The 21,599-nt window shown below is 66.3% G+C and carries 15 protein-coding genes and 1 tRNA gene; all 16 read left to right on the forward strand.

The features are described 5' to 3' along the window. Positions 1 to 1,191 (forward strand): elongation factor Tu, encoded by a 1,191-nt coding sequence (tuf, locus tag MKK58_RS12245; RefSeq protein ID WP_056480538.1) that lies wholly within the window; start codon positions 1 to 3, stop codon positions 1,189 to 1,191. Positions 1,192 to 1,407: 216 nt separating this feature from the next. Then, a tRNA-Trp gene (locus MKK58_RS12250) sits at positions 1,408 to 1,484 on the forward strand. A gap of 230 nt (positions 1,485 to 1,714) precedes the next feature. Then, positions 1,715 to 2,017, forward strand: coding sequence for a preprotein translocase subunit SecE (gene secE / locus MKK58_RS26995; RefSeq protein WP_238275002.1), 303 nt, complete (start codon positions 1,715 to 1,717; stop codon positions 2,015 to 2,017). A 66-nt stretch (positions 2,018 to 2,083) separates the two neighbouring features. Next, positions 2,084 to 2,617, forward strand: coding sequence for a transcription termination/antitermination protein NusG (gene nusG, locus MKK58_RS12260; protein WP_243912328.1), 534 nt, complete (start codon positions 2,084 to 2,086; stop codon positions 2,615 to 2,617). Positions 2,618 to 2,923: 306 nt separating this feature from the next. Then, entirely contained in the window at positions 2,924 to 3,373 is a 450-nt protein-coding gene (rplK, locus tag MKK58_RS12265; RefSeq protein ID WP_018044245.1) for a 50S ribosomal protein L11, read from the forward strand. A 12-nt stretch (positions 3,374 to 3,385) separates the two neighbouring features. Continuing rightward, positions 3,386 to 4,084, forward strand: coding sequence for a 50S ribosomal protein L1 (gene rplA, locus MKK58_RS12270; protein WP_243912329.1), 699 nt, complete (start codon positions 3,386 to 3,388; stop codon positions 4,082 to 4,084). Between the two features lie 382 nt (positions 4,085 to 4,466). Continuing rightward, a complete protein-coding gene (locus MKK58_RS12275; RefSeq protein ID WP_243912330.1) occupies positions 4,467 to 5,795 on the forward strand; it encodes a PLP-dependent aminotransferase family protein in 1,329 nt (442 codons plus the stop codon). Between the two features lie 135 nt (positions 5,796 to 5,930). Continuing rightward, positions 5,931 to 7,556, forward strand: coding sequence for a B12-binding domain-containing radical SAM protein (locus MKK58_RS12280; protein ID WP_243912331.1), 1,626 nt, complete (start codon positions 5,931 to 5,933; stop codon positions 7,554 to 7,556). Between the two features lie 616 nt (positions 7,557 to 8,172). After that, a complete protein-coding gene (rplJ, locus tag MKK58_RS12285) occupies positions 8,173 to 8,703 on the forward strand; it encodes a 50S ribosomal protein L10 (protein ID WP_243912332.1) in 531 nt (176 codons plus the stop codon). A gap of 57 nt (positions 8,704 to 8,760) precedes the next feature. After that, positions 8,761 to 9,135, forward strand: a complete 375-nt coding sequence (gene rplL, locus MKK58_RS12290) for a 50S ribosomal protein L7/L12 (protein WP_056183502.1) — start codon at positions 8,761 to 8,763, stop codon at positions 9,133 to 9,135. A 252-nt stretch (positions 9,136 to 9,387) separates the two neighbouring features. Beyond that, on the forward strand, positions 9,388 to 13,512 hold the full coding sequence (rpoB, locus tag MKK58_RS12295; RefSeq protein ID WP_243912333.1) for a DNA-directed RNA polymerase subunit beta: 4,125 nt from the start codon (positions 9,388 to 9,390) through the stop codon (positions 13,510 to 13,512). Positions 13,513 to 13,684: 172 nt separating this feature from the next. Further along, positions 13,685 to 17,893 carry a DNA-directed RNA polymerase subunit beta' gene (gene rpoC, locus MKK58_RS12300; RefSeq protein WP_243912334.1) on the forward strand — a complete coding sequence of 1,403 codons (4,209 nt, stop codon included), beginning with the start codon at positions 13,685 to 13,687 and terminating at the stop codon, positions 17,891 to 17,893. Between the two features lie 443 nt (positions 17,894 to 18,336). Further along, the gene (gene rpsL, locus MKK58_RS12305; RefSeq protein ID WP_018044234.1) at positions 18,337 to 18,708 is read left to right on the forward strand and encodes a 30S ribosomal protein S12; all 372 of its coding nucleotides are present in this window, start codon (positions 18,337 to 18,339) and stop codon (positions 18,706 to 18,708) included. Positions 18,709 to 18,812: 104 nt separating this feature from the next. Next, complete coding sequence (gene rpsG, locus MKK58_RS12310; protein WP_056183508.1) at positions 18,813 to 19,283, forward strand: 30S ribosomal protein S7; 471 nt, start codon at positions 18,813 to 18,815, stop codon at positions 19,281 to 19,283. 30 nt (positions 19,284 to 19,313) lie between these two features. Continuing rightward, a complete protein-coding gene (gene fusA / locus MKK58_RS12315) occupies positions 19,314 to 21,389 on the forward strand; it encodes an elongation factor G (protein WP_243912335.1) in 2,076 nt (691 codons plus the stop codon). Between the two features lie 69 nt (positions 21,390 to 21,458). Next, a partial coding sequence (locus MKK58_RS12320) for a GTP-binding protein (protein WP_243912336.1) occupies positions 21,459 to 21,599 on the forward strand: 141 nt, incomplete at its 3' end.

Genomic DNA, 21,599 nt, shown 5'->3' on the forward strand with positions numbered 1-21,599 from the left:
ATGGCCAAAGAGAAATTCGCGCGTACGAAGCCGCACTGCAACATTGGCACGATCGGTCACGTTGATCACGGCAAGACGTCTTTGACGGCGGCGATCACGAAGGTTCTGGCGGAGTCGGGCGGGGCGACGTTCACGGCCTACGACCAGATCGACAAGGCGCCGGAGGAGAAGGCGCGCGGGATCACGATCTCGACGGCGCACGTGGAGTACGAGACGGCCAACCGTCACTACGCGCACGTGGATTGCCCCGGCCACGCCGACTACGTGAAGAACATGATCACGGGCGCGGCGCAGATGGACGGCGCGATCCTGGTGGTGTCGGCGGCCGACGGCCCGATGCCCCAGACCCGCGAGCACATCCTGCTCGCCCGCCAGGTCGGCGTGCCGGCGCTGGTGGTGTTCCTCAACAAGGTGGATCTGGTCGACGACGCCGAGCTCCTCGAGCTCGTGGAGATGGAGGTGCGCGAGCTCCTCTCGAAGTACGACTTCCCCGGCGACGACATCCCGATCACCAAGGGCTCGGCCAAGGTGGCGCTGGACAACGGCGACAAGGCGGTGGGCCACGACGCCGTGCTGGCGCTGATGGCGTCGGTGGACGCCTACATCCCGCAGCCGGAGCGTCCCATCGACAAGCCGTTCCTGATGCCCATCGAGGACGTGTTCTCGATCTCGGGCCGCGGCACGGTGGTGACGGGTCGCGTCGAGCGCGGCATCGTCAAGGTCGGCGAGACCGTCGAGATCGTGGGCATCCGCGACACCCAGACCACCACGGTCACGGGCGTCGAGATGTTCCGCAAGCTGCTCGATCAGGGTCAGGCCGGCGACAACGTCGGCGTGCTGCTGCGCGGCACCAAGCGCGAGGACGTCGAGCGCGGCCAGGTCGTGTGCAAGCCCGGCTCGGTCAAGCCCCACACCAAGTTCAAGGCCGAGGCCTACATCCTCACCAAGGAGGAGGGCGGCCGCCACACGCCGTTCTTCACCAACTACCGCCCGCAGTTCTACTTCCGCACCACGGACGTGACCGGCGTGTGCGTGCTGCCCGAGGGCACCGAGATGGTGATGCCCGGCGACAGCGTGACCATGGACGTCACCCTGATCGTCCCCGTCGCCATGGAAGAGAAGCTGCGCTTCGCCATCCGTGAAGGCGGACGCACCGTCGGCGCCGGCGTCGTCGCCGCCATCAACGAGTAGTTCGACCTCCGCCGGGCGACCTTCCCGGTCGCCCGAACGGCAACGAATGTGACGCGGCGCCCCGGCTCGGTCGGAGGCGCCGTCGTCGTTTCGAGAGGCTCCTGCAAGCAGTCCGCACCGCAGCACAGGTTCTTCGCTGACGACGCGGTTTGACCATTGCGAAGCCGTCCCGGCCGGTCTATAGCAGCGCCGCGGCGGAGGACTCGTCCTCCGCATAGGAGTGTAGCTCAACTGGTCAGAGCGCCGGTCTCCAAAACCGGAGGTTGCGGGTTCGAGTCCCTCCACTCCTGCCATTTGGACTTTGCCATTTGGCCGCGTCAGACCTGTCGACCCTCCCCGCCCTCTTCCTTTCCAGCAGATCGCTACCGCGCGACGTCAGGCCGGGCGCAGTCGACAAGCCCGGCGACTTGCGTTAGAGCGGTCGCCTTCCGAGATCGATGAAGGTCGTCGATGCAGGCTCCTCCCCGGAGCCGCCGCATGGCGCTTTCCCGAAGCTCGGGCCGATCTCCCTGTTGTTGGCGCCATGGCATCGAACGAAGCATCGAAGAAAGTGGACCTCGCGCGCACTCCGCAGCGCGGTTCCGCCACGCCGACGCCCCCGCGGGCGACCCCACCCGTGCGTCCCGCGCAGAAGCGCGTCGGCCCGGCCGAGTTCCTGGCTCAGGTTCGCGACGAGGGCCGTAAGGTCACGTGGCCGAGCCGCAAGGAGACCGTCGTGACCACCGTGATGGTGTTCATCATGGTGGTGGTGGCGAGCATCTTCTTCACGGTGGTGGACCAGGCGCTGCGCTATCTCGTGACCCTGATCCTCGGGGTCGGCGCCTAACAACTTCTCGGCCTGGGCACGCTGCGGCGCGATCGGGCTGACTGACGTCAGGATTTGGTGAGAACCGTGTCGAAGCGCTGGTACATCGTCCACGCCTACTCGAATTTCGAGAACAAGGTCGCGCAGTCCATCAAGGATCAGGCGGCCCAGCGTGGCCTGATGGAGCTGTTCGACGAGGTCATGGTCCCAACCGAGAAGGTCGTCGAGGTGCGCCGCGGCCGCAAGGTCGATGCCGAGCGCAAGTTCTTCCCCGGCTACGTCCTGGTGAAGTGCGACCTGACCGACGAGGTCTACCACCTCATTAAGAATACCCCGAAGGTCACGGGCTTCCTCGGCGCCGACAAGTCGAAGCCGGTTCCGATCCCGGATGCCGAGGCCGAGCGCATCAAGGGTCAGGTCGCCGAGGGCGTCGATCGTCCCAAGCCCTCCGTCTCCTTCGAGATCGGCGAGACCGTGAAGGTATCGGACGGCCCGTTCGCGTCGTTCAACGGCACCGTCGAGGAAATCGACGAGAGCCGCTCGCGCCTCAAGGTCGCCGTCTCGATCTTCGGTCGCGCCACGCCCGTCGAGTTGGAATACGCCCAGGTCGAGAAGCTCTGAGGCACCACGTCATTCCGGGTCCGCGCAGCGGAGCCCGGAATCCAGAACCGCCGTCGGCGCCGGGTTCCTCGAACCGCTTGCGTCTGGATTCCGGACTCGCCTGCGGCGCCCCGGAAAGATGGTGCGGTTCACGAGATCGGTTCGAGCCTGAGGGTTCGGGCTGTAAGTCGCCGCGAGGCGGCATCATACGCGGGAGGCCCGCCCGGTTCGCCGCCGGGGTCCACGGGCCGCACCGCGACCTGCAACCGCCCGCTCCGTCCGCGCTGAGGCCAGCCGGATGCCGGGCATTCTTTGGGAGCAGTCCCTATGGCAAAGAAGATCACGGGCTACGTGAAGCTTCAGGTTCCGGCCGGCGCCGCGAACCCGTCGCCGCCCATCGGCCCCGCGCTCGGTCAGCGCGGTCTCAACATCATGGAATTCTGCAAGGCCTTCAACGCGAAGACCTCTCAGATCGAGAAGGGCACCCCGATTCCGGTCGTCATCACGGCGTACCAGGACCGCTCCTTCACCTTCGAGATGAAGCAGCCGCCGGTCACCTTCTTCCTGAAGAAGGCCGCCGGCCTGAAGATCGGCAAGAAGCCGGCTTCCGGCTCGAAGACCCCGGGCAAGGGCCCGACCGTGGGCAAGGTGACCGAGGCGCAGCTGCGCGAGATCGCCGAGAAGAAGATGCCCGACCTGAACTGCGACTCGGTTGACGCCGCCGTCGCCATGATCCGTGGCTCCGCGCGGGCCATGGGCCTCGACGTCGTCGCTTAAGGGGAGGGCACAATGGCACACGAAGGCAAGCGCATCCGCGCCGCCCGCGAGGGCATCGACGCGCTCAAGCTCTATCCCATCGACGAGGCGATCAAGCTCGTGAAGGAGAAGGCCAGCGCCAAGTTCGACGAGACCGTCGAGATCTCGATGAACCTCGGCGTCGACCCGCGCCACGCCGACCAGATGGTCCGCGGCGTCTGCAACCTGCCCAACGGCTCCGGCCGTACGGTGCGGGTGGCGGTGTTCGCCCGCGGCGCCAAGGCGGATGAAGCCAAGGCTGCCGGCGCCGACATCGTGGGCGCCGAGGACCTCCTCGAGATCGTCCAGAGCGGCAAGATCGAGTTCGATCGCTGCATCGCGACTCCGGACCTGATGCCGCTCGTCGGCCGTCTCGGCAAGGTGCTCGGCCCGCGCGGCCTGATGCCGAACCCGAAGGTCGGCACCGTCACCATGGACGTGAAGGGCGCCGTCGCCGGCGCCAAGGGCGGCTCGGTGGAGTTCCGGGTCGAGAAGGCCGGCATCATCCATGCCGGCATCGGCAAGGTCTCGTTCGACGCCGACAAGCTCGTCGAGAACATCAAGGCGTTCGCCGACGCGGTGGCCAAGGCCAAGCCGGCTGGCGCCAAGGGCCAGTACGTCCAGCGCGTCGCCGTGACCTCCTCGATGGGTCCGGGCGTCAAGGTCGAGCCCTCGACGGTCCTCACCGCCTGATTCACGCTTAGCGTGCACGAACTGGAGACGCCCGGCCTCACGGCCGGGCGTTTTCGTTTGCGCTCAAGCCCGCCAGAACGGCTTCTCGCCCTCCAGCCTGAGGGCGACGGGATCGAGGTCGAGCCCGGTGATTTGCTCCGAGGTCATGGAGCGGATTGTCCTGCGCCCATTGTACCGATTCCGCCAGAGCCGTAGCGAGGCGATCGCCCTGGCGATCCCGGGGGCTGTGGAGCTCTCTTCCCGTGCTATCGCGATCGGGCGAAACCAGGGTAAGCTGTTGGGCGTCGTCATGTCATGCGGCCTCCATCGGATCGAGACCCCTCATTGATCCGATTTTGGTGCGAATCAATCGAATCATTGCACTCGGATCAATGTGCGCACCATGGATTACCGGACGATTTCCGACGGGATTGCCGCCGATATCGCGGCCGGCCGGCTCGCGCCCGGCACGCGGCTGCCGCCGCAGCGGCAGTTCGCCTATGAGCGCGGAATCGCGGTGTCCACGGCCAGCCGGGTCTATGCGGAGCTGACCCGACGCGGGCTCGTGACGGGCGAGGTCGGGCGGGGCACCTTCATCCGCGCCCCCGTCGCGGCCGAGGATACGGCGCTGGCGGAGACCGAGACCGGCCTGATCAACCTGGAGCACGTCTTCTCGATCCTGCCGCAGCAGGCGGCCGACCTGTCCGCGAGCCTGTCTGCGATGCTGGAGCCGGCGGCCTTGCGGGCCGCGTTCCCACCGGTCCGGGCGGGAGCCACGGCCCGGGCGCGAACCACGGCCTCGGGCTTCTTCACGCGGGGCGGCTGGTCCGCCGATCCCGAGACGGTGCTGTTCACGGGCGCCGGACGCCAGGGCATCGCCGCCGCGATGGCCGCCCTGGCCCAGCCCGGAGAACGGATCGGGGTCGAGGCCCTGACCTACCCGATCGTCAAGGGCATGGCCGCACGCATCGGCATCACCCTGGTTCCCCTCGCGCTGGACGCGGACGGTGTGCACCCCGACGCCATCGCGCAGGCGCATCGCGACGCCCCATTGCGCGGCCTCTACCTGCAATCCGTCCTGCAAAGCCCGCTCGGCCGGACAATGAGCGCCGAGCGCCGCCGAGCGATCGCCCGGCTGCTCGCCGCACACGACCTCGTCTGCATCGAGGACGCGGTCTACGGCTTCCTCTGCGACGAGGAGCCCCTGGCCGCCCTGGCTCCCGACCGGGTGATCCTGGTCGACAGCCTGTCGAAGCGCGTGGCACCCGGCCTGAGCCTCGGTTTCGTGGCCAGCCCGCCCGCCCTGGTGGAGCGCCTGACGCGGACCATCCGCAACGGCGCCTGGACCGCCGGTGGCCTGCCCCTCGCCATAGCGCTGCACGTCATCGCGGATGGTCTGGCCGGACGCATCGGTCGGGAGAAGCGCGCGGACGCGGCGGCCCGCCACGCCCTCGCGCGGGAGATGCTGGCCGGCCTCGACATCCAGGGTGATCCACGGGCCTATCACCTCTGGCTGACCCTGCCGGAGGCCTGGAATGCGGAGCGCTACGCGGCCGCGGCGGCGCGCAACGGCGTGGCGGTCTCACCCGCGAGCGCCTTCGCGATCGGCCCCGCCGCCCCGCCGAACGGGGTCCGCCTCGCCCTCGGCTCCCCACCGCTGGCGCGGCTCGGCACCGGGCTCCAGATCCTGCGGAGCCTGGCTCTAAACGGGGACGAGGCTCACGTGGAATAGGAAGCGCGCCCGTTCAAACACGCGTGATGGCGCTCGGCTTCGTGTCCTCACGGAGCGGGGAAGCCTCCGAAAAGACCCGAGAAAACAACACGCGAGGGTGACGCCTTCGCGGATGCCTGTGCTAGGTATGCTCCCATGCGATGCACCCTCTCCGTGATCTCGAAGCGACGCATCCTGTGCGTCTTTCCCGCCTATACGCCGTCCTTCGGGACCTTCTCTCACGCCTACCCCCTGATGGGCGGCGTGAAGGCCTTCATGCCGCCCCAGGGGCTCCTGCTGATCGCAGCGTACATGCCGGAGACCTGGGAGTACCGGTTCATCGACGAGAACATCACCCGGGCGGGACCGGCGGACTTCGCCTGGGCCGACGCGGTGTTCGTGTCCGGCATGCACATCCAGGCCCCGCAGATCCGGGACATCTACGCGCGGGCGCACGCGGCCGGTAAGGTCACGGCACTCGGCGGCCCCTCGGTCTCCGGCTCCCCCGAGCAGTACCCCGAATTCGACTACCTGCATCTCGGCGAGATCGGCGACGCCACCGACGAACTGGTCGCGATCCTCGACCGCGACGTGTCGATTCCGGCGGCGCAGGTCCGTCTGGAGACCAAGGAGCGCCTTCCGCTCTCGGACTTCCCGGCCCCCGCCTACGAGGCGGCCCCGCTCAAGCGCTACCTCATCGGCTCGCTGCAATTCTCCTCGGGCTGCCCCTACCGCTGCGAGTTCTGCGACATCCCGCAACTCTACGGCCGCCAGCCGCGCCTGAAGAGCCCCGAGCAGATGCTCGGCGAACTCGACGCCATCATCGCCCAGCCGGGCCACCCGGCGGTGGTGTACTTCGTCGACGACAACTTCATCGGCAACCGGAAGGCCACGAAGGACATGCTGCCCCACCTCGTGGCGTGGCAGAAGAAGAATGACTACCCGCTTCAGTTCGCCTGCGAGGCGACGCTGAACATGGCCAAGCAGCCCGATATCCTGGAGCTGATGCGCCAGGCCAACTTCATGACCGTCTTCGTCGGCATCGAGACGCCGGAGGAAGATGCGCTCGCCGGCATCGACAAGAAGCACAACGCCGCCGTGCCGATGTACGAGGCGATCGAGACGCTCAACAGCTTCGGCCTCGAAGTCACTTCGGGCATCATCCTCGGCCTCGACACGGATACCGACCAGTCCGAGCAGAAGCTGATCGACTTCATCGACAAGTCGGCGGTGCCGGTGCTGACGATGAATCTGCTGCAGGCTCTGCCGAAAACGCCGCTCTGGGACCGGCTGACCCGCGAGGGCCGGCTCACCCACGACGCGGCGCTGGAATCCAACGTCCTGTTCAAGCGTCCCCACGACGACGTGGTGGCGAGCTGGCGCCGGGCCATCGCCCACGCCTACGAGCCCGAGAACCTGTTCGCGCGCTTCCGCTACCAGGTGGAGCGGACCTACCCGCATCGGATCAAGACCCCGATCAAGGGCAAGCTGACTCGGACCAATCTGCGGCGCGGCCTGATCCTGGGCTTCAACATCGCGTTGCGGGTCGGGCTGCTCTCCGATTACCGCGGCGTGTTCTGGCGCGCCGCCGGCCATGCCCTGCGGCGCGGACAGATCGAGGCCGTGTTCAACATGGGCTTCGTCGCCCACCACCTCATCCGCTTCACCCGCGAGGCGCTCCGCGGCGAGCACAACGCGTCCTTCTACGCGGCGAAGGCGGACCAGAAGCGCGAGGCGCGCGAGCCGTGGTGGCGCGTGGCGCGCAAGTTCTTACCGGTCTAAGGTCCTGCCCATATGAACCCGGCGCGTCCGGCGCATCATGCGGCGCGGGCGGGGTGCATCATCTCAGGGTCGCGGCACCACGGCCGCGACCAACGGATGCAGGCGCGGGGCGTCAAGCGAAAAGCGCGGTCCGCGGCGCTTTTCTCGGGCCAGGGCACTTGGCAGGCTGCTTGCAAGGCTCTATAGACCCCCTCAACGTTTTCATACATGCGAAAGGAATCGGCCGATCGGTCGCATTCCGATTGAGAGATCGCCTGGGCAACCAGGCGGTATTGGCCGGAAGGCTTTGCGGGGCGTAAAACCCCCTCTGAGCTTCGTCCGGCTATGTCCTGTCCGAGACTGCAGGCGCCGGGTCACCGGCTTAATCCACAAAGCCTGCACAGACTGGGAAGACCGAAATTCTACTGCCCTCACCCGGCCCGCCGTGCGGACAGGGTCAGGCATCGGTTTGAACCATCTCACCCGTGTCGTCCACCCGTTCCGGGGGGCGATGGGGGACAGGGCCGTGAAGCGTCGCCAAGGACGTTCCGGCTTCGCGTTGAGCCGAGTTCCGTCCCGGGCGGCATGTGCAACCGGCGGACCCATCCTCGGGTTCCGCCAACCGGAGAGAGCCCCAGTGGACAGGACAGCCAAAGCTGATCTCGTCTCGACGCTCAACGGCGTGTTCGCGAACACCGCCGTCGTCGTCGTGGCCCACTACAAGGGCCTCACGGTCGCCGACATGCAGAAGCTGCGCTCGCAGATGAAGCAGGCCGGTGCCACCGTGAAGGTCACCAAGAACCGCCTCGCCAACATCGCTCTCGATGGCACGGACGTCGCCTCCATCAAGCCCCTCCTGAAGGGCCCGACCCTGCTCGCTTATTCGAGCGATCCGGTCGCGGCCGCCAAGGTTGCGGTGGACTTCGCCAAGGCCAACGACAAGCTCGTGATCCTCGGCGGCGCCATGGGCACGACTGCCCTGAACCCGGACGGTGTGAAGGCGCTCGCCTCGCTCCCGTCCCTCGACGAACTGCGCGGCAAGATCGTGGGCCTCATCCAGGCTCCCGCGACCAAGATCGCCCAGGTCGTCAACGCACCGGCGGCCAAGCTCGCCCGCGTGTTCGGGGCCTATGCCACCAAGGACGAGGCTCAGAGCGAAGCGGCCTGAGGCCGCATCGCCCTTTTCAACCCATCCGTTCAAACCGATCTACGAAGGAATACAACCATGGCTGATCTCGCCAAGCTCGTCGACGACCTGTCCTCGCTGACCGTTCTCGAGGCCGCTGACCTCGCCAAGATGCTCGAAGAGAAGTGGGGCGTCTCGGCTGCCGCCGCCGTCGCCGTCGCCGCCGGCCCCGCCGCCGGTCCGGCTGCCGCCGCCGAGGAGCAGACCGAGTTCACGGTCATGCTCACCGCCGCCGGCGACAAGAAGATCGAGGTCATCAAGGAGGTCCGCGCGATCACCGGCCTCGGCCTCAAGGAAGCCAAGGACCTCGTCGAGGGCGCCCCGAAGGCCGTCAAGGAGTCCGTCAACAAGGAAGAGGCCGAGAAGCTCAAGGCCCAGCTCGAGAAGGCTGGCGCCAAGGTCGAGCTCAAGTAAGGCTCTTTCCGGTGGGCCGCACCGGCCCATCCGCTTCCGTCGGGTCCCTCCGGACCTGACGGCTTCCAAGGCCCGCGGGTTCACGCCCGTGGGCCAAGGTCGCTTGCAGCGACCCGACCGGCCCGCGCGAGGGCCATGAGTTTTTCAGTTCGGGTGGGCGTCGTCCGGCGGGGCGGGCCCATCGCCTGGTTGCGGGAGGCGTAAGGCCTTCCCCGGGCACCCGGTACGCGGGACGTAGGAGCGAGGTCACCCATGGCCAACACGCTGGTCGGTCGCAAGCGGATTCGCAAGTTCTTCGGCAAGATCAAGGAAGTCGCCGAGATGCCGAACCTCATCGAGGTTCAGAAGGCGTCCTACGACCAATTCCTGATCATGAACGAGCCTGAAGGCGGACGGGGCGACGAAGGCCTGCAGACCGTGTTCAAGTCGGTGTTCCCGATCTCGGACTTCTCCTCCACGGCGCTCCTCGAATTCGTGAAGTACACGTTCGAGCAGCCGAAATACGACGTCGACGAGTGCCGTCAGCGCGGCATTACGTACGCGGCCCCGCTCAAGGTCACGCTGCGTCTCATCGTGTTCGATGTGGACCCGGACACTGGCGCCAAGTCCGTCAAGGACATCAAGGAGCAGGACGTCTACATGGGCGACATGCCCCTGATGACGGAGAACGGCACCTTCATCGTCAACGGCACCGAGCGCGTCATCGTTTCGCAGATGCACCGCTCACCGGGCGTGTTCTTCGACCACGACAAGGGCAAGACCCACTCGTCGGGCAAGCTGCTGTTCGCTGCCCGCATCATCCCGTATCGCGGCTCCTGGCTCGACGTCGAGTTCGACGCCAAGGACATCGTGCACGTCCGCATCGACCGGAAGCGCAAGCTGCCCGTGACCTCGCTGCTGTTCGCCCTTGGGCTGGACGGCGAGGAGATCCTGTCGACCTTCTACAACCGCGTGATCTACGATCGCGACGGCGCCGACTGGCGCGTGCCCTACGACGCCGAGCGTCTGAAGGGCTTTAAGGCCTCCGTCGACCTCGTCGACGCGGAGTCGGGCGAGGTCGTGCTCGAGGCCGGCAAGAAGCTGAACGCCCGCAACGCCCGGCAGATCGCCGAGCGCGGCGTGCAGTTCCTCAAGGCCACCGACGAGGACCTGATCGGCCAGTACATCGCTGAGGATCTCGTCAACCCGAAGACCGGCGAGATCTGGGCCGAGGCCGGTGACGAGATCTCCGACAAGCTCCTGAAGAGCCTCGAGGATGTCGGCGTCGCCGAGCTGCCCGTGCTCGACATCGACCACATCAACGTCGGCCCCTACATCCGCAACACGCTCGCGGTGGACAAGAACTCCGCCCGCGAGGGCGCGCTGTTCGACATCTACCGCGTCATGCGCCCGGGCGAGCCGCCGACCCTCGACACCGCCGAGGCGATGTTCCACTCGCTGTTCTTCGACCCTGAGCGCTACGACCTGTCGGCCGTCGGCCGCGTGAAGATGAACATGCGCCTCGACCTCGACGCCGAGGACACCGTGCGGACCCTGCGCCGCGAGGACATGCTCGCGGTCGTCAAGGCGCTAGTGGACCTGCGCGACGGCAAGGGCGAGATCGACGACATCGATCACCTCGGCAACCGGCGCGTGCGCTCGGTGGGCGAGCTGATGGAGAACCAGTACCGCCTCGGCCTGCTCCGCATGGAGCGCGCTATCAAGGAGCGGATGTCCTCCGTCGACATCGACACCGTGATGCCGCAGGACCTCATCAACGCGAAGCCAGCCGCAGCCGCGGTGCGCGAGTTCTTCGGCTCGTCGCAGCTGTCGCAGTTCATGGATCAGACCAACCCGCTCTCGGAAGTCACCCACAAGCGCCGCCTCTCGGCGCTTGGCCCGGGCGGTCTGACCCGCGAGCGGGCCGGCTTCGAGGTGCGCGACGTGCACCCGACCCATTACGGCCGCATCTGCCCGATCGAGACGCCGGAAGGCCCGAACATCGGCCTGATCAACTCGCTCGCCACCTTCGCGCGGGTGAACAAGTACGGCTTCATCGAGACCCCGTTCCGGCGCGTGAAGGACGGCGTCGTCACCACCGACGTCGCCTATCTGTCGGCGATGGAGGAGGCGAAGTACTACGTCGCCCAGGCGAACGCTCAGATGGACGAGAGCTTCAAGCTGACGGAGGACCTCGTGGTCTGCCGTCGCGCGGGTGACGTCATCGTGGTGCCGCCGGACCGCGTCGACCTGATGGACGTGTCCCCGAAGCAGCTCGTCTCCGTGGCGGCCGCGCTCATCCCGTTCCTCGAGAACGACGATGCGAACCGCGCGCTGATGGGCTCGAACATGCAGCGCCAGGCGGTGCCGCTGGTCCGCGCCGACGCGCCCTTCGTGGGCACCGGCATGGAAGCCGTGGTCGCCCGCGATTCCGGTGCCGCCATCGCGGCCCGCCGCACCGGCATCGTCGATCAGGTGGACGCCACCCGTATCGTCATCCGGGCCACCGAGGAGGCCGACGCCAACAAGCCCGGCGTCGACATCTACCGCCTGCAGAAGTTCCAGCGCTCCAACCAGTCGACCTGCATCACGCAGAAGCCCCTGGTGCGCGTCGGCGAGGCCGTGAAGAAGGGCGAGATCATCGCCGATGGTCCCTCGACGGAGTTCGGCGAGCTGGCTCTCGGCCGGAACGTGCTCGTCGCGTTCATGCCGTGGAACGGCTACAACTTCGAGGACTCGATCCTGCTCTCCGAGCGGATCGTGAAGGATGACGTGTTCACCTCGATTCACATCGAGGAGTTCGAGGTGATGGCCCGCGACACCAAGCTCGGGCCGGAAGAAATCACCCGCGACATCCCGAACGTCTCGGAAGAGGCGCTCAAGAACCTCGACGAGGCCGGCATCGTCTATATCGGCGCCGAGGTGCACGCCGGCGACATCCTGTGCGGCAAGATCACGCCGAAGGGCGAGAGCCCGATGACGCCGGAGGAGAAACTCCTGCGCGCCATCTTCGGCGAGAAGGCGTCCGACGTGCGCGACACGTCCCTGCGCGTGCCCCCGGGTGTCACGGGCACGATCGTCGAGGTCCGGGTGTTCAATCGCCACGGCGTCGACAAGGACGAGCGCGCCCAGGCCATCGAGCGCGAGGAGATCGAGCGTCTCGCCAAGGATCGCGACGACGAGCAGGCGATCCTGGATCGCAACACCTACGCGCGTCTCGCGACCGTGCTCATCGGCCAGGCGCCCATCGCCGGTCCGAAGGGCTTCAAGAAGGAGACCACGCTCACCCGTGAGCTTCTTGCCGAGTACCCGCGCTCGCAATGGTGGCAGTTCGCCGTCATCGACGACCGTCTCATGACCGAGATGGAAGCGATGCAGAAGCAGTACGACGAGTCGAAGAAGCGCCTCGAGCAGCGCTTCCTCGACAAGGTCGAGAAGCTGCAGCGCGGCGACGAGCTGCCCCCCGGCGTCATGAAGATGGTCAAGGTCTTCGTGGCGGTGAAGCGCAAGATCCAGCCCGGCGACAAGATGGCCGGCCGGCACGGCAACAAGGGTGTCGTCTCGCGGATCGTGCCGATCGAGGACATGCCGTTCCTGGAGGACGGGACGCATGCCGACATCGTGCTCAACCCGCTCGGCGTGCCCTCGCGCATGAACGTCGGTCAGATCCTGGAGACCCACCTCGGCTGGGCCGCGGCCGGTCTCGGCCGCAAGGTCAGCCAGGCGGTGGACGCGTATCTCCGCAGCAACGACATCGCGCCCCTCAAGGCGGAGATGGAGGCGATCTACTCGCCGTCGGAGCTCGAAGGTCTCACCGACGAGGAGATGGCCGAGGCCGCCAACAACGTGCGCCGCGGCGTGCCGATGGCGACCCCGGTGTTCAACGGCGCCAAGGAAGCCGACATCGAGCAGATGCTGGAGATGGCCGGTCTCGACCGGTCGGCCCAGTCGACCCTCTATGACGGCCGCTCGGGCGAGCCCTTCGACCGCAAGGTGACGATGGGCTACATCTACATGCTGAAGCTGCACCACCTCGTGGACGACAAGATCCACGCGCGGTCGATCGGCCCGTACTCGCTCGTCACCCAGCAGCCGCTGGGCGGCAAGGCGCAGTTCGGCGGTCAGCGCTTCGGCGAGATGGAGGTCTGGGCTCTGGAGGCCTACGGCGCCGCCTACACGCTGCAGGAGATGCTCACGGTCAAGTCGGACGACGTCGCCGGCCGGACCAAGGTCTACGAGGCGATCGTGCGCGGCGACGACACCTTCGAGGCCGGCATCCCCGAGTCGTTCAACGTGCTCGTCAAGGAAATGCGTTCGCTCGGCCTCAACGTGGAGCTCACCTCCTCGAAGAAGCTTGCCAACGACCAGATCGAGCCGCCCGCAGAGGCGGCCGAGTAACCACCGCACCACGCTCCCGCGCCGGGCTCGATCCCGGCGCGGTCCGAGCGGGGAGGGGCAGGGCCTCCCGTTCTACGGTCAGCGACGATCCGGCCGGTCGTCGCGCCGCACCCGTTTACAGCACGCGGTCAGCCCCTCGGCGGAGGGTGCGCCTCGTCAGCAGGAGCAGATCATGAACCAAGAGGTCATGAATCTTTTCAATCAGCAGGCTCAGCCCCAGAGCTTCGACCAGATCAAGATCTCGATCTCGTCGCCCGAGAAGATCCTTTCGTGGTCATTCGGTGAGATCAAGAAGCCCGAGACGATCAACTACCGCACGTTCAAGCCCGAGCGCGACGGCCTGTTCTGCGCGCGCATCTTCGGACCCATCAAGGATTACGAGTGCTTGTGCGGCAAGTACAAGCGCATGAAGTACAAGGGCGTCATCTGTGAGAAGTGCGGCGTCGAGGTCACCCTCGCGCGCGTTCGGCGCGACCGCATGGGCCACATCGAGCTCGCCGCCCCCGTCGCCCACATCTGGTTCCTGAAGTCGCTGCCGAGCCGCATCGGTCTTCTGCTCGACATGGCCCTCAAGGACCTCGAGCGGATCCTGTACTTCGAGTCCTACTGCGTCATCGAGCCGGGCCTCACCCCCCTCAAGGAGCGTCAGCTCCTGTCGGAAGAGGAGTACCTGCGCGCACAGGAGGAGTACGGCGAGGACTCGTTCACCGCCATGATCGGCGCCGAGGCCATCCGGCGCATCCTGCAGGAACTCGACCTCGACGGCATCGCCAACGCGCTGCGCGAGGAAATCGCCACCACGACCTCCGAGCTGAAGCCCAAGAAGCTCCTCAAGCGCCTGAAGATCATCGAGGCCTTCCAGATGTCGGGCAACAAGCCCGAGTGGATGATCCTCACCGTGGTGCCCGTCATCCCGCCGGACCTGCGCCCGCTCGTCCCGCTGGACGGCGGCCGTTTCGCCACGTCCGATCTCAACGACCTCTACCGTCGCGTCATCAACCGCAACAACCGCCTGAAGCGGCTGATCGAGCTGCGCGCGCCGGACATCATCATCCGCAACGAGAAGCGCATGCTTCAGGAGGCGGTGGATGCGCTGTTCGACAACGGCCGCCGCGGCCGCGTCATCACGGGCGCCAACAAGCGCCCGCTGAAGTCGCTCGCCGACATGCTGAAGGGCAAGCAGGGCCGCTTCCGCCAGAACCTGCTCGGCAAGCGCGTCGACTATTCCGGCCGCTCGGTCATCGTGGTGGGTCCGGAGCTGAAGCTGCACCAGTGCGGGCTGCCCAAGAAGATGGCGCTCGAACTGTTCAAGCCGTTCATCTACGCGCGCCTCGACGCCAAGGGTTTCTCGGCCACCGTGAAGCAGGCCAAGAAGCTCGTCGAGAAGGAGAAGCCCGAGGTCTGGGACATCCTGGACGAGGTCATCCGTGAGCATCCCGTCATGCTCAACCGCGCGCCGACGCTGCACCGCCTCGGCATCCAGGCCTTCGAGCCCAAGCTGATCGAGGGCAAGGCGATCCAGCTGCACCCGCTGGTCTGCACCGCGTTCAACGCCGATTTCGACGGCGACCAGATGGCCGTGCACGTCCCCCTGAGCCTCGAGGCTCAGCTGGAGGCGCGCGTCCTGATGATGTCGACCAACAACATCCTGCACCCGGCCAACGGTCACCCGATCATCGTGCCGAGCCAGGACATCGTGCTCGGCCTCTACTACCTGTCGATCGTGGCGGAAGGGGCCATCGGCGCCTTCGACCCGACCAACAAGCAGAACCCGATGCAGGGCGTGTTCGGCAACATCGGCGAGCTCGAGCACGCGCTGGCGGCCAAGACCGTCAAGCTGCACACCAAGATCCGCTGGCGCTGGAACGGCATCGGGCCGGACGGCGAGCCGCTGACCAAGACCTACGACACCACGCCGGGCCGGGTGATCCTGTCCACGGCCCTGCCGCAGCACGCCAAGGTGCCCTTCGACGTCGTCAACAAGCTGATGACCAAGAAGGAGATCTCGGCGATGATCGACACCGTCTACCGCCACTGCGGTCAGAAGGAGTCGGTGATCTTCTGCGATCGCATCATGGCGCTCGGCTTCAACCACGCGTTCAAGGCCGGCATCTCGTTCGGCAAAGACGACATGGTGGTGCCGGCCAACAAGTGGTCGATCGTCGGTTCGACCCGCGACCTCGTCAAGGAGTTCGAGCAGCAGTTCAACGACGGCCTGATCACCCAGGGTGAGAAGTACAACAAGGTCGTCGATGCCTGGGGCAAGTGCTCGGCCCGCTTGGCGGACGAGATGATGGCCGCGATCTCCGCGGTCCAGAAGGACGAGAATGGGACCGACAAGCAGGTCAACTCGGTCTACATGATGGCGAATTCCGGCGCCCGCGGCTCCCGCGAGCAGATGCGCCAGCTCGCCGCCATGCGCGGTCTGATGTCCAAGCCCTCGGGCGAGATCATCGAGACCCCGATCATCTCGAACTTCAAGGAAGGCCTCGACGTTCTCGAATACTTCAACTCCACCCACGGCGCCCGCAAGGGCCTCGCTGACACGGCGCTGAAGACCGCGAACTCGGGCTACCTGACCCGTCGTCTCGTCGACGTGGCCCAGGACGCCGTCATCCGCGAGACCGATTGCGGCACCACCAACGGCATCCGCATGCGCGCCATCGTGGACGCAGGCCAGGTCGTGGCCCCGCTCGCCATCCGCATCCTCGGCCGCGCCACGGCCGAGGACCTGGTGGCCCTCGATGGCACCGTGATCGTCAAGACCAACGAGACGATCGAGGAGAAGCACCTGCCCGCCATCCAGGCGGCCGGCATCCAGGAGGTCAAGATCCGCTCGGTGCTCGTCTGCGCCACCAAGAGCGGCGTCTGCGCCACCTGCTACGGGCGCGATCTCGCCCGCGGCACGCCCGTCAACATGGGCGAGGCGGTCGGCGTCATCGCGGCGCAGTCCATCGGCGAGCCGGGCACCCAGCTCACCATGCGCACCTTCCACATCGGCGGCGCCGCTCAGATCTCCGACTCGTCCTTCATCGAGTCGAGCTTCGAGGGCACGATCAAGATCCGGAACCGGGCCCTCGCCCGGAACTCGGACGGCGATCTCATCGCCACGGGCCGCAACGTCTCCATCGTCATCGTCGGCTCGGACGGGACGGAACGCGCCAACCACCGCCTGCAATACGGCGCGAAGCTGCGCGTGGACGAGGGCGACACGGTCAAGCGCGGCCAGCGCATCGCCGAGTGGGACCCCTACACCCGCCCGATCATCACCGAGACGGACGGTATCGTTCAGTACGAGGACCTCATCGACGGCCAGTCGATCACCGAGACCACCGACGAGTCGACCGGCATCGCCAAGCGCGTCGTCATCGACTGGCGCGGCACCGCCCGCACCGCCGACCTCAAGCCGGCGATGCTGGTGACCGATGCCGACGGCAAGCCCATGAAGCTGCCGCGCGGCTCGGACGCCCGCTACTTCCTACCCGTCGACGCCATCATCGGCTACGACCCGGGCGGCAAGGTGAAGGCCGGCGACATCCTCGCCCGCGTCTCGGCGGATTCGGCCAAGACCCGCGACATCACCGGCGGTCTGCCGCGGGTGGCGGAGCTGTTCGAGGCCCGTCGTCCGAAGGACGCCGCCATCATCGCGGAGAAGTCGGGCACGATTCAGTTCGGGCGCGACTACAAGAACAAGCGTCGCCTGACGCTGACGCCGCATGACGGTTCGGAGGCGGTCGAGTACCTGATCCCGAAGGGCAAGCACATCCACCTTCAGGACGGGGACGTGGTCGAGCTCGGCGACTACATCGTCGACGGCAACCCGGCGCCGCACGACATCCTGGCGATCAAGGGCGTGGAGGAGCTCGCGGCCTACCTCGTCAACGAGATCCAGGAGGTCTACCGGCTCCAGGGCGTGTCGATCAACGACAAGCACATCGAGGTCATCGTCCGGCAGATGCTGCAGAAGGTCGAGATCACCGACGGCGGCGATTCCGACATCCTGACGGGCGATCAGATCGACCGGACAGAGCTGGCGGAGATCAACGAGAAGCTTCTTGCCGAGAACAAGAAGCCGGTCGTCGGTGTCCCCGTGCTGCTCGGCATCACCAAGGCGAGCCTGCAGACGAAGTCGTTCATCTCGGCGGCCTCGTTCCAGGAAACCACCCGCGTCCTCACGGAGGCGGCCGTCAACGGCAAGATCGACTACCTCGAAGGCCTCAAGGAGAACGTCATCGTCGGCTCGCTCATCCCGGCCGGCACCGGCTCCATGGCCGCCGAGATCCGTGCCGTGGCTCGCCGTCGCGACAACCTGATCCTCCAGCAGAAGGCCGCCGAGAGTGGGGCGCAACCCCTCTCCGAGCTGCCGCCCGCCGCCGAGTAAAGCAGCGGACCCGACCGAGAACGAAGGAGGGGCCGTCCGTCGGGGCGGCCCCTTTTTCATGCGCACTGTCGGCCCAAATCGGCGCCGGCGAAGGCCCCCAACTTCATGAACTTGTAATGGAATGGGTTGACGCGGGCCGAATCCACCTCTATTAGGCCCTCATTGAACGGCTGGCCGTAGGCAGCAAACGATCGTGAGGCCCAGAGCCTCGATCCAGGCTTCCTAAACGCATCCGACTTCAACAGACGAACACGTGTCAGTCCGGCATGATCGCTTGCATCGATGCAGGTGATCCTCTGCTTGCAACGGCGCGCCAAAGGCTGACATCAGCCTGGGGCGCGGCTTTGCGTTTCGTCGCACAGCTTTGTGCGATGCCGGGGCCGACCACAACGAGATTTGGATTTCGACGGTCACCGACGGTGACGCGTTTCGAGAGGATTGGCATGCCGACGATCAACCAGCTGATCGCTCAGCCGCGCAAGGCGCAGAAGAGCCGCAACAAGGTGCCGGCGCTCGACGCCTGCCCGCAGAAGCGTGGCGTCTGCACCCGCGTCTACACGACGACCCCGAAGAAGCCGAACTCCGCGCTCCGCAAGGTCGCGAAGGTTCGTCTCACCAACGGCTTCGAGGTCATCGGTTACATCCCGGGCGAGGGTCATAACCTTCAGGAGCACTCCGTGGTGATGATCCGCGGCGGCCGCGTGAAGGACTTGCCGGGTGTGCGTTACCACATCCTGCGCGGCGTGCTCGACACGCAGGGCGTCAAGGGCCGCAAGCAGCGCCGTTCGAAGTACGGCGCCAAGCGTCCGAAGTAAGACCGAAATTCGCGCACCCCGTAAGGATGTCGCCGGCCTCGAATGAGGCTCAAGGCGGCCTGCGCGGGGTGGTTTCAAGACCTTAAGTTTAGACGGAGCGAGCGATGTCCCGCCGCCATTCTGCCGAGAAGCGTGAGATCATCCCGGACCCGAAGTACGGGGACATCGTGCTGACCAAGTTCATGAATTCGATCATGTACGAGGGCAAGAAGTCCACCGCCGAGCGCATCGTGTACGGCGCCTTCGACATCGTCGAGAACCGTGCCCGCGCGAACCCCATCGAGGTGTTCCGCGCCGCCCTCGACAACGTCGCCCCGGCGATCGAAGTCCGCTCCCGCCGCGTCGGCGGCGCGACCTACCAGGTTCCCGTCGAGGTGCGCACCGAGCGCCGCCAGGCTCTGGCCATCCGTTGGCTGATCCAGGCCGCCCGTGGCCGCAACGACCGCACCATGGTCGAGCGCCTATCGGCCGAACTGCTCGACGCCGCCAACAACCGCGGCAACGCCGTGAAGAAGCGGGAAGACACCCACCGGATGGCAGAAGCCAACCGCGCCTTCTCGCACTACCGCTGGTAAGCGGACCCGGACCCTTTCAGGAGCAATCCGATGCCCCGCACGCACGCGATCGAGGACTACCGCAACTTCGGCATCATGGCTCACATCGATGCCGGCAAGACCACGACCACCGAGCGGATCCTCTACTACACCGGCAAGTCCCATAAGATCGGCGAAGTCCATGACGGCGCCGCGACGATGGATTGGATGACGCAGGAGCAGGAGCGCGGCATCACGATCACGTCGGCCGCCACGACGTGCTTCTGGCGCGACAAGCGCCTGAACATCATCGACACCCCCGGCCACGTGGATTTCACCATCGAGGTGGAGCGCTCGCTCCGCGTGCTCGACGGCGCCGTGTGCGTGCTCGACGGCAACCAGGGCGTGGAGCCCCAGACCGAGACCGTCTGGCGCCAGGCCGACAAGTACGACGTGCCGCGCGTCGTGTTCGTCAACAAGATGGACAAGATCGGCGCCGACTTCTTCAAGTGCGTGGCCGACATCATCGACCGCGTCGCTGGCAAGCCTGTCTGCCTGCAGCTTCCGATCGGCGCCGAGAACACCTTCAAGGGTGTCATCGACCTGATCAAGATGAAAGCCATCGTCTGGACGTCCGAGAAGCTCGGCGCCGACTTCTCCGAGGCCGAGATCCCGGCCGACCTCGCCGACCAGGCCGCGGAATACCGCGTCAAGCTCGTCGAGGCCTGCGTCGAGATGGACGACGACGCCATGTCGGCCTACCTCGACGGTGTCGAGCCCGATGCCGAGACGATGCATCGCCTCATCCGAACCGCCGTGCAGCGTCGCGCCTTCCACCCCGTGCTCTGCGGCTCGGCCTTCAAGAACAAGGGCGTGCAGCCCCTGCTCGACGCCGTCGTCGATTACCTGCCGTCCCCCGCCGACCGCGGTGAGATCAAGGGCATCGACTTCAAGACCGAGGAAGAGACCGTCCGGCACCCGTCGGATTCGGATCCCTTCTCCATGCTCGCCTTCAAGATCATGGACGATCCGCACGTCGGCACGATCACGTTCTGCCGCGTGTACTCGGGCAAGATCGAGTCGGGCGCCAACGTCCTGAACTCCTCACGCGACAAGAAAGAGCGCGTCGGCCGCATGCTTCTCATGCACGCCAACAACCGCGAGGACGTCAAGGAAGCCTTCACGGGCGACATCGTGGCGCTGGCCGGCCTGAAGGACACCCGCACGGGCGACACCCTCTGTGATCCGCAGAAGGCCGTCATCCTCGAGAAGATGGAATTCCCCGAGCCGGTGATCGAGATCGCCGTCGAGCCGAAGTCCAAGGCCGACCAGGAGAAGCTGGGCATCGCCCTGGCCAAGCTGGCCGCCGAGGATCCGTCCTTTCGGGTCTCCACGGACCAGGAATCGGGCCAGACCATCCTGCGCGGCATGGGCGAACTCCACCTCGACATCAAGGTCGACATCCTGCGCCGCACCTACATGGTCGACGCGAATATCGGCCAGCCGCAGGTGGCGTACCGCGAGAAGCTCACGAAGCGCACCGAGATCGACTACACCCACAAGAAGCAGACCGGCGGTACCGGTCAGTTCGCCCGGGTGAAGTTCGTGGTCGAGCCGAACGAGCCCGGCAAGGGCTTCGAGTTCGCCTCGAAGATCATCGGCGGCGCGGTGCCCAAGGAGTACATCCCGGGCGTCGAGAAGGGCCTGAACTCGGTGCTCGGTGCTGGCATCCTCGCCGGCTTCCCGGTGGTCGACATCAAGGTCGAGCTGATCGACGGCGCCTACCACGACGTCGACTCCTCGGCGCTGGCCTTCGAGATCGCGTCGCGTGCAGCCCTCCGTGAGGCCCTCCAGAAGGGCGGCTCGGTGCTCCTCGAGCCGGTGATGAAGGTCGAGGTCGTCTCGCCGGAAGAGTATACCGGTTCGGTCATCGGCGACCTCAACTCCCGCCGCGGCCAGATCCAGGGCCAGGACATGCGTGGCAATGCGAACGTCATCAACGCGATGGTGCCGCTCGCCAACATGTTCGGTTACGTGAACCAGCTCCGGTCCTTCTCGCAGGGCCGCGCCAACTTCACGATGCAGTTCGACCATTACGAAGAGGTGCCGCGCGGCGAGGCCGAGAAGGTCGTCGCCAAGTACGCCTAAGACGGCGGCGCCCCTCGGGGCGCCACCCGCACCGCTTCACTTGCAACAACAGATTGGACGGAGGCTATCATGGCCAAAGAGAAATTCGCGCGTACGAAGCCGCACTGCAACATTGGCACGATCGGTCACGTTGATCACGGCAAGACGTCTTTGACGGCGGCGATCACGAAGGTTCTGGCGGAGTCGGGCGGGGCGACGTTCACGGCCTAC

Origin of the sequence: Methylobacterium sp. J-078, assembly GCF_022829285.1 — a bacterium.
GTDB lineage: Bacteria > Pseudomonadota > Alphaproteobacteria > Rhizobiales > Beijerinckiaceae > Methylobacterium.